We start from the raw sequence: 16,334 nt of genomic DNA on the forward strand, positions 1-16,334 counted from the left end.
GGCGCGCATCCGTAGGTTTGTGTCATGCGGATCCTCGACGTCGAATCGACCGAGAAGTTCGTGGGGCCGGCCGACTCGCCCGCGCAGCTGGTCCGGGTCGACTATCGCGACGCCGACGTGGCGACCCCGCTGCGTATCGACGGTGACGGACTGGCCGGGGAGGCCATTGCCGAGCCCGGAAGCGGTGTCGTCGAGGTGCCGGTGATCGTCGACAACCCGGTGCCGGGGCAGCAGCGGGCCGCCCAGGTCAACGGCAACCGTTTCACGTTCACCGTGGCCGAACCCGGCTGGACCATGTTCATGATCGGCCACTTCCACTACGACCCGGTGTGGTGGAACACCCAGGCCAACTACACCAGCGTGTGGACCGAGAACCCGCTTGGCGCGTGCCGGCAGACCAACGGCTTCGATCTGGTACGCGGGCACCTGGACTGGGCCCGCGACAACCCCGAGTACAAGTTCGTGCTGGCCGAAGTCGACTACCTCAAGCCGTATTGGGACACCCACCCGCAGGACCGGGCCGAGCTCCGCCGGCTGATCGCGCAAGGCCGGGTCGAGGTGATGGGCGGCACCTACAACGAACCGTCGACCAACCTCACCGACGCCGAGACCACGATCCGCAACCTGGTGGCCGGGATCGGCTTTCAGCGCGACATCATGGGCGCCGCACCGGCGACGGCCTGGCAGCTCGACGTGTTCGGCCACGATCCGCAATTCCCCGGGCTGGTCGCCGACGCCGGACTGTCCTCCAGCGCCTGGGCGCGCGGGCCGTTTCATCAATGGGGTCCGATGGCCGATCGGGGCGATCCGCGCCGCATGCAGTTCGCATCCGAGTTCGAATGGATTGCGCCGTCCGGGCGCGGCCTGCTGACCCACTACATGCCCGCGCACTACGCGGCCGGCTGGTGGATGGACGCGAATACGACCCTGGCCGCCGCCGAGGACGACGTCTACCGCTTGTTCACCGAGATGAAGAAGGTCGCCGCCACCCGCAACGTGCTGCTGCCGGTGGGCACCGACTTCACCCCGCCGAACCGCTGGATCACCAAGATCCACCGGGACTGGAACGCCCGCTACACCTGGCCGAAGTTCGTCTGCGCCGTGCCGAGCGAGTTCTTCGCCGCGGTACGCGCCGAACTGGACCAACGCGGTGTGCACGCGTCCCCGCAGACCCGGGACATGAACCCGATCTACACCGGCTGCCACGTCTCCTATATCGACACCAAGCAAGCCAATCGGGCCGCCGAGCAGGCGGTCCTGGGCGCCGAGCGCTACGCGGTGTTCGCCGCGGCGCTGACCGGCGTGGACTACCCGGAGGCGGCACTGGCCAAGGCCTGGGCGCAACTGTCCTACGGCGCCCACCACGACGCCATCACCGGCTCGGAAGCCGACCAGGTCTACCTGGACCTGCTGACCGGCTGGCGCGACGCCTGGCAACTGGGCGCCGACGCCCGCGACAGCGCACTGACGGTGCTGTCTGCTCTGGCCGATACCGGCCAAGGCGACAGTGCAGTGGTGTGGAATCCGGTGGCCCGCGACCGCACCGACATCGTCACCGTGCACCTAGAGACACCGCTGTCGGGCGGGGCGCGCGTGGTTGCTCCCGACGGCACCGAACTGCCTACCCACGTCGAGCACGGCGGCAGCACCGTCAGCTGGCTGGCCCGCGGCGTGCCGTCGCTGGGTTGGCAGGCCTACCGGCTCATGCCCACCGCGGACGCCGACGGCTGGCACCCGGTGGCCCGCACCCGCATCAGCAACGAGCACCACCAGCTGACCGCGGATCCGGATCGCGGCGGCGGGATCACCTCGTGGCGCCACCAAGGCCGCGAAATGATCATCGACGGAGGCTTGGGCAACCAGCTCGCCGTCTACGACGAATACCCACGGCACCCGCAATCCGGGGAAGGCCCGTGGCACCTGGTGCCCAGCGGCAACCTGTTCACCTCCGCGGTCGCACGTGACGTGACGGTGCAGGCCTACCGCGGGCCGTTGGGGGAGCGGCTGGTGGTGTCCGGACGGATCCGCAACGTGCTGGCCTACACCCAGACCCTGACGCTGTGGCACGGCGTCGACCGGGTGGACTGCTCAACCACCATCGATGAGTTCGCCGGCGCCGACCACTTGCTGCGGCTGCGCTGGCCCTGTCCGGTGCCCGGCGCCCTGCCGGTCGCCGAGGTGGCCGACGCCGTCATCGGCCGCGGCTTCGGCCTGCTGCACGAGCCCAGCGGACGCTCGGTGGACACCGCGCAGCATCCGCGGACCCTCGACACCCCCGCCCACCGCTGGTTCGGGCTGTCGGCCACCGCGCGGATCAGCGTCGGCGACGGCAGCAGGGCGGTCGCGGTGGCGGAGATAGTCACCGCGGGCACGCCGGCGCGGGAGCTGATGGTCGCCCTGGTGCGTGCCGGGGTCACCGCCACCTGTTCGGACGCCGACGGACCCCGCTACGGCAACCTCGACGTCGACTCCAACCTGCCCGACACCCGTATCGCGCTGGGCGGGCCGGACCGCAACGCCTTCACCCGGGCTGTGCTGGACGCCGCCGATCCGGCCTACACCGCCGAGCTGCGACGCCAGCTCGATCGCCACGGCCGGGCCCGGGTGTGGGTGCCGGCGGCCAAACCCCTCACCGAGGTCTGGCTTCCCGGGGCGGACCTCACCGGCCCGCGTGCCCTGCCGGTGCTGGTGATCGCCGGCCGCGACGACGACAGTTTGGTGGCCGAGATCGCCGGGGTGGCCGACGACCTGGCCGACGCCGAGATCGTGGTGGACCAGGACGCCCGCGCCGAGATGGAGCCCTTCGAGGCGCGCACCGTCGCACTGATCAACCGTGGCGTGCCCAGTTTCGCGGTGGACTCCGCGGGCACGTTGCACACCGCCCTGCTGCGATCGTGCACCAGCTGGCCGTCGGCGGCCTGGGAAGACGACCCGCGCCGCGCCGCGCCCGACGGCAGCGCCTTTCAACTGCAGCACTGGACGCACACCTTCGACTACGCGCTGGTGGCCGGCGACGGCGACTGGCGGCAGGCGGCAATCCCCGAGCGCAGTGCCGAGTTCGCAGACCCGTTGCAGGCCGTGGCGGTGACCGGGGGCCACGGCCGGCTCCCGGCGAGCGGCTCGCTGCTGCGTATCGATCCCGCCGACGGGGTGGGTCTGGGGGCACTCAAGGCGGCCGGCAACCCGATGGCGCGCGGCAGCGTGCAGCCCGTCGACCCCAACACCGTCACGCTGCGTTTGGTCGAGACCCGCGGCGCCGACGCCGCTGTCACGCTGCGCAGCGACCTGGGCCCGGTGACCGTGTTGGGGCGGGCCGACCTGCTGGAGCAGCCGCGCGAGCACCCCGCGCCGGACCGGCTGCACGGCTACGAGATCGCCACCGTCACCGCTCGCCTCGATGTCGAAAACGTGGGCGCCGCTGGGTCTTTGGGGCCCGAATCCGAGGCAGCCCAACCGCTCTACGCCCGCTATTGGCTGCACAACCGCGGGCCGGCCCCGCTGGGCGCCCTGCCGGTCACCCCGGCGCTGCACCCGCACCGGGTCGACGCGGACGCGGGCGCACCGCTGAACCTGGACCTGACGGTGGCCAGCGACTGCGTCGACGCGACCCTGTCCGGTGCGGTGACGTGGCAGTGCCCGGCCGGCTGGGCGGTCACGCCGGCCGAACAATCAGTGCAGCTGGCGGCCGGGGAGCACACGCTCATCCCAGTGCGGGTGACGGTCCCCGCCGACGCTGATCCGGGGCTCTATCCGCTGCGCGCTCGACTGGACCTGTCCGGCGACGTGCCGCGGGCTTGGCGCCAGCCGGTCGAAGACGTGGCGGTGGTGCGCGTCGGCGATCCGGGTCCCGACCGGCTGCTGTATGTGGACGACCCGTCCGCCATTGAAGTCACCGCCGGACGCTCTGCCCGGCTGAGCGTCCTGGTCGGCACCGACGCACACGCCGACCTGGCGGTCGAGGCCCACCTGATCAGCCCCTGGGGCACCTGGGAATGGGCCGGGCCGGCGGCGCGGGGTGCGGTGGTGCCGGCTCGTGGCCAGGTGGAGCTGAGCTTCGACATCGCCCCGCCGGTGTGGGCGACACCAGGCACCTGGTGGGCGCTGGTTCGGGTGGGCGGAGCGGGTGCGCTGGCCTATTCGACCGCGGTGCGACTGGCGGTGCTGGCGCCCGTCACGGTGGGTGTCGACTGATGGCCGCGGTCCTCGCGCTGGATGTCGGTGGCACCAAAATCGCCGCCGGCCTGGTCGATCCCGACGGCTCACTGACCTACTCCGTCACCTTGCCCACCCAGGCTGATCAGGGCACCGAGGTGGTGTGGGCGGTGGCCGCCGAGCTGATTGAGAACGCCCTGGAACGAGCCGGTGGGCGGGTGGATGCCGTGGGTATCGGCTCGGCCGGACCCATCGATGTCGACGCCGGAACGGTCAGCCCGGTCAACATCGCGGGTTGGCGCGGGTTCGCACTGCGTGACCGGGTGGCCGCCGCGGTGCCCGGTGTTCCGGTCCGACTGGGCGGCGACGGCGTCTGCATGGCGCTCGGCGAATACCGGCACGGCGCCGGGCGCGGCACCCGATCCATGCTGGGCATGGTGGTCTCCACCGGCGTGGGCGGTGGTCTGGTGGTCGACGGCGCGCCGTTGCACGGCCGTACCGGCAACGCGGGCCACGTCGGGCACGTCATCGTCGATCCCGACGGTGAGCGGTGCCGCTGCGGTGGCCGCGGCTGCGTGGAGACCATCGCCTCCGGCCCGGCGATGGTGCGCTGGGCGCTGGCCAACGGTTGGACGCCGGAAGCTTCCGCAGCAGACGCCAAGGCCCTCGCCGCGGCCGCCGACTCCGGGGACCCCGTGGCGCTGCGGGCATTTCGGCGTGGCACCGATGCGCTGGCGGTGATGATCACCTCGGTGGCGGCGGTGTGCGACCTGGATCTGGTGGTGATCGGTGGGGGAGTCGCCCGCTCCGGTGCCTTGTTGTTCGGCCCGTTGCGGGCGGCGCTGGCCGAGCGTGCCGGGTTGGACTTCCTGGTCGGCCTGCAGGCGGTGCCCGCCGAACTCGGCGGCGACGCCGGGTTGGTGGGGGCGGCCGTGCTGGCCACCCTGGTCTGACTCGGCTTAGGGGGTTTGCGTCGTCGCGTGGCTCGGGAGGGCGCAGATCGCGTCCAGGCCGAAGACCCTGTTCAAGCGGCCGAAAGCCAGCCAGGCACCCAGGGACATCGTCAGTTCCACGGCCTCACGCTGGTCGTAGTGGGCCTGGAAGCGGGTCCAGAACTCGTCGTCCAAGCCGTGATGGTCCAGGACGTAGCGTTCCGCGTACTCCGCGGCCAAGCGTGCCCTGTCGTCCAGGAGGTCTGTGGTGCGCCAGTGCTCGACTGCCTCGGCGAACTCTTCTTCCACCTTGAGGCCGTCGCGTTCCGTTCTCCAGTCCTGGCAGAACAGGCAGCCGTTCAACTGGGCTATGCGCAGTCGCGCGGCCTCGAATTCGCGCAGGCCCAGCGTCGAGTGGGCGTAAACAGCCAGGGAGAAGTTCGCCGCCGCCGGGCCGATTCCGGGGACCAAGGAGCCCCAGACGTACTCGATGGCGTCCTGGCCCTCGGGGATGTCGATGTTCACTTCGTGCCTCCGAAGGTTCGGCCGGGGATCCAGCGCAGCGGGACGTCGAGGGCGTCGTACAGGCCGGGCTCGGCGGCGACCAGCCAGTCGATGGCGCCGACGATGCGGCCGACCGCGGTGGCGTTGCCGCCTTCGGAGCGGTTGCCGTTCTCGGTGGCCTCGACGGTCACCTCCACCCGGGGGCTGCCTTCGATGATGACGCGGTGCGCGCCGTCGTCGCCGTCCGGCGGCTGCGGCCAGTCGGGCGCGCAGGACGGGTGAATGCGGGTGACATGTTCGATGACGATGCGGGCCTCGCCGTCGACGATGCCCTGGACCTCGAACCGCACGGCGCCCTGGGTGCCCGCTTCGAAGTCGCCCATCGCGACGGTCGTGACGGTGGCGTCGAGGGCGCGGCGTTCGACGTGCTCGCGTACGTCGTCGAGTTCGATGCCCAGCGCGCGGGCGATCAGCCGGATCTGCCCACCCCACACCATGGACGGGACGGTCGCCATCAGCATCGGCGGCTGGTAGTCGAGCGGGTGCCCCATGCCGACGAGGTGGCGGACGGAGTCCGGCTGGTCGTAGGTCGTGTAGTCGAAGATCTCCTGGCAGCGGATCCCGTCGACACGGGCGGCGAGCCCGCTGACGAGCAGCGGCAGGATGTCGTTGCCCCAGCCGGGGTCGATGCCGGACACGAACAGCGAGCCGCCACCGTCGGCGATGGCCTTCTCGACGGGTTCGCGCACTTCGGGCGGGGCGCTTCGGTGGTCGTACAGGGCATAGAGGGATGGTGTGACGACCACAGCGCCGGCGCGGATCGCGCGGCAGATGTCGGCGAGGGCGTCGTCGGGGCGGATGTCGCCGGAGGCGGCGTAGACGACGGCGCGGGGGCCCGCGGCGAGCGCGGCTTCGACGTCGTCGGTGGCGGCGACGCCGAGCGTGCGGTCGAGTCCACCGAGATCGCCCGCGTCGCGGCCCACCTTGGCCGGGTCGTGAACGATGACGTGGGCGAGTTGGAGTTCGGGGTGGGCGTCGACGGCGCGGATGGCCAGTCGTCCGACGTTCCCGGTGCCCCAGACGAGGGTGGGGATAGTGTCGCTCATCACAGGAGCCTAGCAAGCGATTGGTTGGTCACCTCGAGCCCTGAGTTAACGCGAAAGGTGGATGCGGCCCCAGTCGCACAGCTGGCCCAGCACCGGGGCCAACGTCTTGCCGTATTCGGAGATCGAATAGTGCACACAGGGCGGCACGGTGCCGGCGTCGTGACGTTCGATGATCCCGTCGGCGACGAGCTCGTGCAGATGGCGGATGAGCATTCGTTCGGTGATGCCCGGGATGCTGCGACGGAGCTCCGCGGTGCGCAGGGGCCCGTCGGCCAGCCGCCAGAGGATGGTGCCCTTCCAGCGGCCGTTGATGACCGACAGTGCGGCGTCGATCGGGCAGTCACTGACGATTGTCTTCGATGCCGCCACCAGCGCTCCTTATGCTGACTAATTTGTCAGTACCTTGTTTTTTGTCAGCATAGCCATCACAGTCGATTGTCGTGAAGCAGATTCTGGAGACACTTGCGCTGCTGGTGGTCGGGACCCTGGTCGGTTCGGAGTTCGCGGTGGCGGCGTTCGTTCGCCCCATCCTCGGGCGCCTGCCCGACGACGCCTTCTGGGCCGCCCGCGGTGACGGCGCCGGGCTGCTGGGGAAGGTGATGCCGTTCTGGTACCTGGCCTCATTCGCGCTGTTGGTGGGGGTCGCCGCCGTCGCGGGCTCGCAGCGCTGGCTCATCGGTGCCGGCGCAGGCTTGATGGTGGCGGTCGTCCTGCTTTCCGTGCTGGTGCTGGTGCCGATCAACAACAAGATCGCGGCGTGGCGCACCGCCGACGACGTGTCCCGGGGGCTGACCGCGCGTTGGGATCGGCTGCACTGGTTGCGCGTGGCGCTGCTGGCGGTGATCTTCGTGTTGCTCGCGATCGGCGTCGTGAATGCCTAGCTGCCGCCGGGCCGGTGGACGCCGTTTTGGCTGATCGGCCCTCGTCACGCTATGGTGTGTGGCGATCCACCACAGACCGTCGGTCACCGAGCAATCGGTTGAAGGTCCGGGAACATCCCGGCGGCCCACGCAGGAGGACGAGGCACCGGCACCGCCGGCACACATTGTGACGCCCCGACCGCATCCTGCGTCGGGGCGTTCGTTATTTCCCGGGTGGAACAAAACTTGAGACAACAACAGCGACACCGAGGAGGTATGCATGGCGCGGGCTGACAAGACCGCCGCCGTCGCGGAGATCGTCGAGCAGTTCAACGGCTCGACTGCCACCGTGATCACCGAGTACCGCGGTCTGACGGTTGCGAACCTGGCGGAGCTGCGGCGCTCGCTCAGCGGTGCGGCAACCTACGCGGTGGCGAAGAACACCCTGGTCAAATTGGCCGCGGCCGAGGCCGGAGTCGAAGGACTCGACGAACTGTTCGCCGGCCCGACGGCCATCGCGTTCGTTCAGGGCGAGCCGGTCGACGCCGCCAAGGCGATCAAGAAGTTCGCCAAGGACCACAAGGCGCTGGTCATCAAGGGCGGCTACATGGACGGTCGCGCGCTGACCGTCGCCGAGGTGGAGCGCATCGCCGACCTGGAGTCGCGCGAGGTGCTGCTGGCCAAGATGGCTGGTGCCATGAAGGCCAACCTGTCCAAGGCCGCCGGCCTGTTCGCCGCACCGGCGTCGCAGATGGCTCGCCTGGCAGCCGCACTGCAGGAGAAGAAGCCCGCGGAGGCAGCACCTGCTGCCGAGGCTCCGGCAGAGGCTCCCGCGGAGGCCGAGGCCCCGGCCGAGACCGAAGCTCCGGCGGAGACCGCCGAGGCTCCGGCCGAAGCCGCCGAGTAACTAGGCACAACCCCAACCCAACTTCCCTAACCGGAATCAGAAAGGACCGAAATCATGGCCAAAATTTCCACCGAAGAGCTGCTCGACGTCTTCAAAGAGATGACCCTGCTGGAGCTGTCGGAGTTCGTGAAGCAGTTCGAGGAGACCTTCGACGTCACCGCTGCGGCTCCGGTCGCCGTGGCCGCCGTCGCGGGCGCTGCCCCCGCCGCTGAGGCTGGCGAGGAGCAGAGCGAGTTCGACGTCATCCTGGAGTCGGCTGGCGAGAAGAAGATCGGCGTCATCAAGGTCGTCCGCGAGGTCGTGTCCGGCCTGGGTCTGAAGGAAGCCAAGGACCTGGTCGACAGCGCTCCCAAGCCGCTGCTGGAGAAGGTCGCCAAGGAGGCTGCCGAGGACGCCAAGGCCAAGCTCGAGGCGGCTGGCGCCACCGTCACCGTCAAGTAGCTTCGACTACAGCACTGAACAGGGGAAGCCCCCGGGACCCGCGAGGTCCCGGGGGCTTCTGCTATTTCCGGCTATTGCGGGCTGTTCAGCTCGGCCTGTGCGGCCGCCGCGGCCAGCGACTGTGCCGCCCGCTCCGGGGTGTCGCCCAGGGCAACCAGCAGACTGAGCGTCATCGGGCTCAACACCTGGATTGCCGCCGCTAGCCCGTCGTTCACGTCGCCGAAGAAGCCGGCCAATTCCAACATCATGAAGCCGTGCATCACCGTCCAGAACTGCGCAGCGGCCGCCACCACGGCGGTATCGCCGTGATCCACTGTGAGCCGGCCGGCCGTTATCGATCGGTGTACGCCCCGAACCAGGTGCGCGAAGCTGGGCACCTCGACGTCGATCTGGGCGGTGTCGAGCGTGAGCATGTTGTGAGCCGGCGCGTTGATGCCGTGCGCGCTGGTGCTGCCGAACATCAGCCGGTAGAGGTGCGGCCGTTCGATCGCGAAATTGCGGTAGGCGATCCCGGTGGCCAGTAGGTCGGCGACCGGATCATCGGTGGCGGGGATCGTCAACGCCACATCGAACTGGCGCAGGCCCTCCTCGGCGATCGCGGCGATCAGCTGCGGCATTCCGCCGAAGTGGGTGTAGACCGCCATCGTCGAAGTCCTAGCGGTGCTGGCTACTCTGCGGGTCTGCAACGCGTCGGGTCCATGCTCGTCGAGCAGCCCGAGGGCCGCGGCAAGCAGGTCCTCGCGTACGGTCCGCTCGGGCTGCGAAGTCACGGTTGCCATCGTTTCACAGCCAGCGTACGGTACCTATAACGTTGAAATAACAGTGTTATAGGAGCGGGTATGACCACCAGTGAGGCAGCCCCCGTCGCCAACCCTTATTTGGAGGGCGTCATGGGGCCGGTGCAGACCGAGCTGACCGTCACCGACCTCCGCGTCACGGGCCAGATCCCGGACTATCTCGACGGCCGCTACCTTCGCAACGGTCCGAACCCGGTGGCCGAGGTCGATCCGGCCACCTACCACTGGTTCACCGGCGACCCCATGGTGCACGGCGTGGCGCTGGGCGACGGCCAGGCCCGCTGGTACCGCAACCGCTGGGTGCGCACGCCGGCGGTCTGTGCCGCGCTGGGCGAACCGCGACCGGCCCGGCTGAACGTGCGGGCCGGGATGCAGTCCGTCGGGCCCAACACCAACGTGCTCGGCCATGCCGGCAAGACGCTGGCGCTGGTAGAAGGTGGCGTCGCCAACTATGAGCTCACCGAGGACCTCGACACGGTGGGCACCTGCGACTTCGACGGCACCCTGGCCGGGGGCTACGCGGCGCACCCGCACCGCGACCCGCTCACCGGTGAGTTGCACGCCGTGTCCTATTCGTTTGCGCGGGGCAAGACCGTGCAGTACTCGGTGATCGACTCCGCCGGGCGGGCGCGGCGCACCGTCGACATCGAGGTGACCGGGTCGCCGATGATGCACGACTTCTCCCTGACCGAGAAGTACGTCGTGGTCTACGACCTGCCGGTCACCTTCGACTCGGCGCAGGTGCTGCCGGTGAGCATGCCGCGCTGGCTCAAGGCGCCCGCGCGGATGGTGCTGAGCAGCCTTGTCGGCAGGGTTCGGATGCCCAGTCCGATCACTGCGATGGTCAACCGCGACAGCCGGCCGCCGGGCGGGCTGCCGTACTCCTGGAATGCGGACTATCCGGCGCGCATCGGAGTCATGCCGCGCGAAGGTGAGCCGACAGTGCGGTGGTTCGACGTCGAACCCTGCTATGTCTTCCACCCGCTCAACGCCTACACCGAGGTCTCGCCGACCGGGCAGGAACTGCTGGTGCTTGACGTGGTGCGCTACGCGAAGGTCTTCGACGTCGACCGGCGCGGCCCCGGTGACGCCCCGCCGACCCTGGACCGCTGGACCATCAACCTCGACACCGGCGCGGTGCGCGCGGAGTCTCGTGACGACCGGCCGCAGGAATTCCCCCGGATCAACGACTGTCTGCTGGGGTCCAAGCACCGCTTCGGTTACACGGTCGGGATCGACGGCGGCTTCATCGGAGACGTCCAGGCGGAGATGTCGACAGCGCTGTACAAACACGACTACCTGACCGGCTCGAGTATCACCGCGCCGATCGACCCGCAGCTGGTGCTCGGCGAGATGTCGTTCGTGCCAAGGCCTGGTGGGCGCGACGAGGACGACGGCATTCTGATCGGGATGGGCCACCACCGCGGCCAAAACGAGGGACAATTAGTGATACTCGACGCCGCGACCTGTGAGTCGGTCGCCACCGTGCACCTGCCGCAACGGGTTCCGATGGGCTTCCATGGCAATTGGACACCCACCGACTGAGGCGGACCGCCGATAAGGGTCGCACCTGTGCGCTACAGTGGCCCAAGCCACAAGCCAGTCGTGGCACGAACGACGTTGCGGAAGGACCTCACTAATGGGTGTCGCCATCGAGGTACAGGGGCTTACCAAGTCCTTCGGATCGGCCCGGATCTGGGAAGACGTCTCCATGACGATTCCCGAGGGAGAGGTCAGCGTTCTGCTCGGGCCCTCCGGTACCGGCAAGTCCGTGTTCTTGAAGTCGCTGATCGGCCTCTTGCGCCCCGAGCGCGGTTCGATCGTCATCGACGGCACCGACATCCTGCAGTGTTCGGCCAAGGAGCTCTACGAGATCCGCACGCTGTTCGGCGTGCTGTTCCAGGACGGCGCGCTGTTCGGCTCGATGAACATCTACGACAACACCGCCTTCCCGCTGCGTGAGCACACCAAGAAGTCCGAGAAGGAAATCCGTGACATCGTCATGGAGAAGCTCGAGATGGTCGGTATGCCCAACGACGGCTACAAGTTCCCGGGTGAGATCTCCGGCGGTATGCGCAAGCGTGCCGGCCTGGCCCGCGCCCTGGTTCTCGACCCGAAGATCATCCTCTGTGACGAGCCGGACTCCGGTCTGGACCCGGTCCGCACCGCGTACCTGAGCCAGCTGTTGATCGACATCAACGCCCAGATCGACGCCACCATCCTCATCGTCACGCACAACATCAACATTGCCCGCACCGTGCCGGACAACATCGGGATGCTGTTCCGCAAGGAGTTGGTGATGTTCGGGCCCCGCGAGGTGCTGCTGACGTCTGAGGAGCCGGTGGTCCGCCAGTTCCTCAACGGACGGCGTATCGGACCGATCGGTATGTCCGAGGAGAAGGACCAGGCGACCGCGGCGGCCGAGGAGGCCATGATCGCCGCCGGCCAGAGCGACGGCGGCGTCGAAGAGATCGAGGGCGTGCCGCCCCAGCTCAGCGCGACCCCCGGCCTGCCGGAGCGCATGGGCGTGGCACGCCGCAGGGCTCGGGTGCGCGAGATTCTGCACACCTTGCCGCCCAACGCTCAGGCGGCCATCCGGGACGATCTCGAGGGCACCCACAGGTACGCCGTGCACCAGTTCCCGGCCGACGAAGAGGCTCCCACTGCATCGATCCCGACCCCGCCCGGCTAAGACTTTGCCGTCCCTGCCGGTCCTGCGCCGTGTCAGCTCTTGACGGACGGACCTAAACGGTCCAATCTGGTCACCAGTACACGTGCGGAGAGCCCGGCGGAGATCAGCCAGCGCCGATAGGGTCCCGGCACATCGCAGTTGAGGATTGCGCCAGCCTGCGCTATTGTTGGACGTTGCGCTGGCTTCCTCCTGCCCATCCCTTACCCGCACCCGAACACCGCAGTACAGCCTGAGTCACGTTTATTGATTCGTTTAAGGCCTGTTACCTCGTGGTTTGGCTGTGCGTGAGACCGGACAGATTGTTCGCCAGCCGAACCAACGGTCGAATATTCGCAGCGAACGGGATCCGGTGAGAGCCGGGATCCGCTGGCCGCATTAGGTGCTGGAAGGATGCATCTTGGCAGTCTCCCGCCAGAGCAAAAAGAACGCTTCAGGTACTACCACCCAGAATTCTCCCAATAGTTCTGTGCCCGGGGCCCCGAACCGGGTCTCCTTCGCCAAGCTGCGTGAACCCCTCGAGGTTCCGGGTCTGCTCGATGTGCAGACCGACTCGTTCCAGTGGCTGATCGGGGCGTCGGAGTGGCGCGAGAAGATGGCCGCGCAGACCGGTTCTGCGCCCAAGGGTGGCCTCGAAGAGGTTCTCGAAGAGCTGTCCCCGATTGAGGACTTCTCCGGCTCAATGTCGCTGTCGTTCTCTGACCCGCGGTTCGACGAGGTCAAGGCCCCCGTCGAGGAGTGCCGCGACAAGGACATGACGTACGCGGCCCCGTTGTTCGTCACCGCGGAGTTCATCAACAACAACACCGGCGAGATCAAGAGCCAGACGGTGTTCATGGGTGACTTCCCGATGATGACCGAGAAGGGCACCTTCATCATCAACGGCACCGAGCGTGTCGTTGTCTCCCAGCTGGTGCGTTCGCCCGGTGTGTACTTCGACGCCAACATCGACAAGTCGACCGAGAAGACGCTGCACTCGGTGAAGGTGATCCCGGGCCGCGGCGCCTGGCTGGAGTTCGACGTCGACAAGCGCGACCTGGTCGGCGTTCGTATCGACCGCAAGCGCCGTCAGCCGGTTACCATCTTGCTCAAGGCGCTGGGCTGGACCTCCGAGCAGATCCGCGAGCGCTTCGGCTTCTCCGAGATCATGATGTCGACGCTGGAGAAGGACAGTGCCGCCAGCCCCGACGAGGCGCTGCTGGACATCTACCGCAAGCTGCGTCCGGGCGAGCCCCCCACCAAGGAGTCCGCGCAGACTCTGCTGGAGAACCTGTTCTTCAAGGAGAAGCGCTACGACCTGGCGCGCGTGGGTCGCTACAAGATCAACAAGAAGCTGGGCCTGACCGCCAACCCGGGCGAGTCGCAGCCGACCACGCTGACCGAAGAGGACATCGTGGCCACCATCGAGTACCTGGTGCGTCTGCACCAGGCCGCTCAGGAGGGCGTGTCCGCCACCATGACGGTGCCGGGCGGCGTCGAGGTGCCCGTCGAGGTCGACGACATCGACCACTTCGGCAACCGGCGTCTGCGCACCGTGGGTGAGCTGATCCAGAACCAGATCCGGGTCGGGCTGTCCCGGATGGAGCGCGTGGTCCGCGAGCGGATGACCACCCAGGACGTCGAGGCCATCACGCCGCAGACCCTGATCAACATCCGCCCGGTGGTCGCCGCGATCAAGGAGTTCTTCGGCACCAGCCAGCTCTCCCAGTTCATGGACCAGAACAACCCGTTGTCGGGTCTGACCCACAAGCGCCGTCTGTCGGCGCTGGGGCCGGGTGGTCTGTCGCGTGAGCGGGCCGGCCTGGAAGTTCGTGACGTGCACCCGTCCCACTACGGCCGGATGTGTCCGATCGAGACCCCGGAAGGCCCCAACATCGGTCTGATCGGGTCCCTATCGGTGTACGCGCGGGTCAACCCGTTCGGCTTCATCGAGACCCCGTACCGCAAGGTCAACGACGGTGTGGTCAGCGACGACATCGAGTACCTGACCGCCGACGAGGAGGACCGCCACGTTGTGGCGCAGGCCAACTCGCCGCTGGAGGACGACGGCCGCTTCACCGAGGACCGCGTTCTGGTCCGCCGTAAGGGTGGCGAGGTCGAGTACGTGTCGTCGGCGGAGGTCGACTACATGGACGTCTCGCCGCGCCAGATGGTTTCGGTGGCCACGGCCATGATTCCGTTCCTCGAGCACGACGACGCCAACCGTGCCCTGATGGGTGCCAACATGCAGCGTCAGGCGGTTCCGCTGGTGCGCAGCGAGGCACCGCTGGTCGGTACCGGCATGGAGCTGCGCGCCGCGATCGACGCCGGCGACGTGATCGTCGCCGACAAGACCGGTGTCATCGAGGAGGTGTCCGCCGACTACGTCACGGTGATGGCCGATGACGGCACCCGGCAGACCTATCGGATGCGCAAGTTCAACCGGTCCAACCACGGCACCTGCGCCAACCAGCGTCCGATCGTCGACGCCGGCCAGCGTGTCGAGGCCGGCCAGGTGATCGCGGACGGCCCGTGCACCGACAACGGCGAGATGGCCCTGGGCAAGAACCTGCTCGTGGCGATCATGCCGTGGGAAGGGCACAACTACGAGGACGCGATCATCCTGTCCAACAGGCTGGTCGAGGAGGACACGCTGACCTCGATTCACATCGAGGAGCATGAGATCGACGCCCGCGACACCAAGCTGGGCGCCGAGGAGATCACTCGGGACATCCCGAACGTCTCCGACGAGGTGCTGGCTGACCTCGACGAGCGGGGCATCGTCCGCATCGGCGCCGAGGTCCGCGACGGCGACATCCTGGTCGGCAAGGTCACCCCCAAGGGTGAGACCGAGCTGACGCCCGAGGAGCGGCTGCTGCGTGCGATCTTCGGCGAGAAGGCCCGCGAAGTCCGCGACACCTCGCTGAAGGTGCCGCACGGTGAGTCCGGCAAGGTCATCGGCATCCGGGTGTTCTCCCGCGAGGACGACGACGAGCTGCCCGCCGGGGTCAACGAGCTGGTGCGCGTCTACGTCGCGCAGAAGCGCAAGATCTCCGACGGTGACAAGCTGGCCGGTCGCCACGGCAACAAGGGCGTCATCGGCAAGATCCTGCCGGCCGAGGACATGCCGTTCCTGCCGGACGGCACCCCGGTCGACATCATCTTGAACACCCACGGTGTGCCGCGACGTATGAACATCGGTCAGATCCTGGAGACCCACCTGGGCTGGATCGCCAAGACCGGTTGGAACATCGATGTGGCGGCCGGTGTGCCGGACTGGGCGGACAAGCTCCCCGAGGAGCTGTACTCCGCCGGAGCCGACACCCGCACCGCGACCCCGGTGTTCGACGGTGCGCGGGAGGCCGAGCTGCAGGGCCTGCTGTCCTCGACGCTGGCCAACCGCGACGGCGAGGTCATGGTCAACGGTGACGGCAAGGCGATGCTGTTCGACGGTCGCTCTGGTGAGCCGTTCCCGTACCCGGTGACCGTCGGCTACATGTACATCATGAAGCTGCACCACCTGGTGGACGACAAGATCCACGCGCGTTCCACCGGTCCGTACTCGATGATCACCCAGCAGCCGCTGGGCGGTAAGGCGCAGTTCGGTGGCCAGCGGTTCGGTGAAATGGAGTGCTGGGCCATGCAGGCCTACGGTGCGGCGTACACGCTGCAGGAGTTGCTGACGATCAAGTCCGACGACACGGTCGGCCGTGTCAAGGTCTACGAGGCGATCGTCAAGGGCGAGAACATCCCCGAGCCGGGTATCCCGGAGTCCTTCAAGGTGCTGCTCAAAGAGCTGCAGTCGCTGTGCCTCAACGTTGAGGTGCTGGCGAAGGACGGTGCGGCGATCGAATTGCGCGAAGGCGAGGACGAGGACCTGGAGCGGGCAGCCGCCAACCTGGGAATCAACCTGTCCCGCAACGAATCCGCTTCGGTGGAAGACCTCGCTTAATTACCAGCTACTAAA

Annotated in this window: 12 protein-coding genes; 8 read left to right on the forward strand and 4 right to left on the reverse strand. The window is 68.1% G+C overall.

The features are described from left to right. Nucleotides 1-24: 24 nt before the first annotated feature. Both RCP37_RS03480 and RCP37_RS03485 read left to right on the forward strand, forming a co-directional pair. Entirely contained in the window at nucleotides 25-4,191 is a 4,167-nt protein-coding gene (locus RCP37_RS03480) for a glycoside hydrolase family 38 N-terminal domain-containing protein (RefSeq protein WP_308485626.1), read from the forward strand. After that, the gene (locus RCP37_RS03485; protein ID WP_308485627.1) at nucleotides 4,191-5,105 is read left to right on the forward strand and encodes an ROK family protein; all 915 of its coding nucleotides are present in this window, start codon (nucleotides 4,191-4,193) and stop codon (nucleotides 5,103-5,105) included. The genes RCP37_RS03480 and RCP37_RS03485 overlap by 1 nt, the downstream gene beginning before the upstream one ends. Before the next feature lie 6 nt (nucleotides 5,106-5,111). Here RCP37_RS03485 and RCP37_RS03490 read toward each other — a convergent pair whose 3' ends face one another. From RCP37_RS03490 to RCP37_RS03500, 3 genes are read right to left on the reverse strand one after another with little or no spacing between them, the layout of a single operon-like run. Then, nucleotides 5,112-5,609, reverse strand: coding sequence for a carboxymuconolactone decarboxylase family protein (locus tag RCP37_RS03490; RefSeq protein ID WP_308485628.1), 498 nt, complete (start codon nucleotides 5,607-5,609; stop codon nucleotides 5,112-5,114). Then, complete coding sequence (locus RCP37_RS03495) at nucleotides 5,606-6,694, reverse strand: NAD(P)H-dependent amine dehydrogenase family protein (protein ID WP_308485629.1); 1,089 nt, start codon at nucleotides 6,692-6,694, stop codon at nucleotides 5,606-5,608. Before RCP37_RS03495 ends, RCP37_RS03490 begins: the two co-directional genes overlap by 4 nt. Nucleotides 6,695-6,739: 45 nt before the next feature. Then, on the reverse strand, nucleotides 6,740-7,063 hold the full coding sequence (locus RCP37_RS03500) for a winged helix-turn-helix transcriptional regulator (RefSeq protein ID WP_308485630.1): 324 nt from the start codon (nucleotides 7,061-7,063) through the stop codon (nucleotides 6,740-6,742). Between the two features lie 71 nt (nucleotides 7,064-7,134). Between RCP37_RS03500 and RCP37_RS03505 the strand changes: the two genes are divergently transcribed. The 3 genes from RCP37_RS03505 to rplL all read left to right on the forward strand — a co-directional run bounded on the left by RCP37_RS03505 (nucleotide 7,135) and on the right by rplL (nucleotide 8,902). Beyond that, nucleotides 7,135-7,575, forward strand: coding sequence for an anthrone oxygenase family protein (locus tag RCP37_RS03505; RefSeq protein ID WP_308485631.1), 441 nt, complete (start codon nucleotides 7,135-7,137; stop codon nucleotides 7,573-7,575). A gap of 259 nt (nucleotides 7,576-7,834) precedes the next feature. Continuing rightward, nucleotides 7,835-8,461, forward strand: a complete 627-nt coding sequence (gene rplJ / locus RCP37_RS03510) for a 50S ribosomal protein L10 (RefSeq protein WP_308485632.1) — start codon at nucleotides 7,835-7,837, stop codon at nucleotides 8,459-8,461. A gap of 54 nt (nucleotides 8,462-8,515) precedes the next feature. Beyond that, nucleotides 8,516-8,902 (forward strand): 50S ribosomal protein L7/L12, encoded by a 387-nt coding sequence (gene rplL, locus RCP37_RS03515; RefSeq protein WP_308485633.1) that lies wholly within the window; start codon nucleotides 8,516-8,518, stop codon nucleotides 8,900-8,902. A 71-nt stretch (nucleotides 8,903-8,973) separates the two neighbouring features. Here rplL and RCP37_RS03520 read toward each other — a convergent pair whose 3' ends face one another. Continuing rightward, on the reverse strand, nucleotides 8,974-9,672 hold the full coding sequence (locus RCP37_RS03520; RefSeq protein ID WP_308486923.1) for a TetR/AcrR family transcriptional regulator: 699 nt from the start codon (nucleotides 9,670-9,672) through the stop codon (nucleotides 8,974-8,976). A 69-nt stretch (nucleotides 9,673-9,741) separates the two neighbouring features. Between RCP37_RS03520 and RCP37_RS03525 the strand changes: the two genes are divergently transcribed. The 3 genes from RCP37_RS03525 to rpoB all read left to right on the forward strand — a co-directional run bounded on the left by RCP37_RS03525 (nucleotide 9,742) and on the right by rpoB (nucleotide 16,319). Then, nucleotides 9,742-11,244: a carotenoid oxygenase family protein gene (locus tag RCP37_RS03525; RefSeq protein ID WP_308485634.1), complete on the forward strand. Its 1,503-nt coding sequence runs from the start codon at nucleotides 9,742-9,744 to the stop codon at nucleotides 11,242-11,244. A gap of 94 nt (nucleotides 11,245-11,338) precedes the next feature. Further along, a complete protein-coding gene (locus RCP37_RS03530) occupies nucleotides 11,339-12,391 on the forward strand; it encodes an ABC transporter ATP-binding protein (protein WP_308485635.1) in 1,053 nt (350 codons plus the stop codon). Nucleotides 12,392-12,770: 379 nt separating this feature from the next. Then, nucleotides 12,771-16,319: a DNA-directed RNA polymerase subunit beta gene (gene rpoB, locus RCP37_RS03535; RefSeq protein ID WP_308485636.1), complete on the forward strand. Its 3,549-nt coding sequence runs from the start codon at nucleotides 12,771-12,773 to the stop codon at nucleotides 16,317-16,319. Nucleotides 16,320-16,334 lie beyond the last annotated feature (15 nt).

Source organism: Mycolicibacter sp. MU0102 (genome assembly GCF_963378105.1).
Taxonomy (GTDB): Bacteria; Actinomycetota; Actinomycetes; order Mycobacteriales; family Mycobacteriaceae; genus Mycobacterium; species Mycobacterium holstebronense.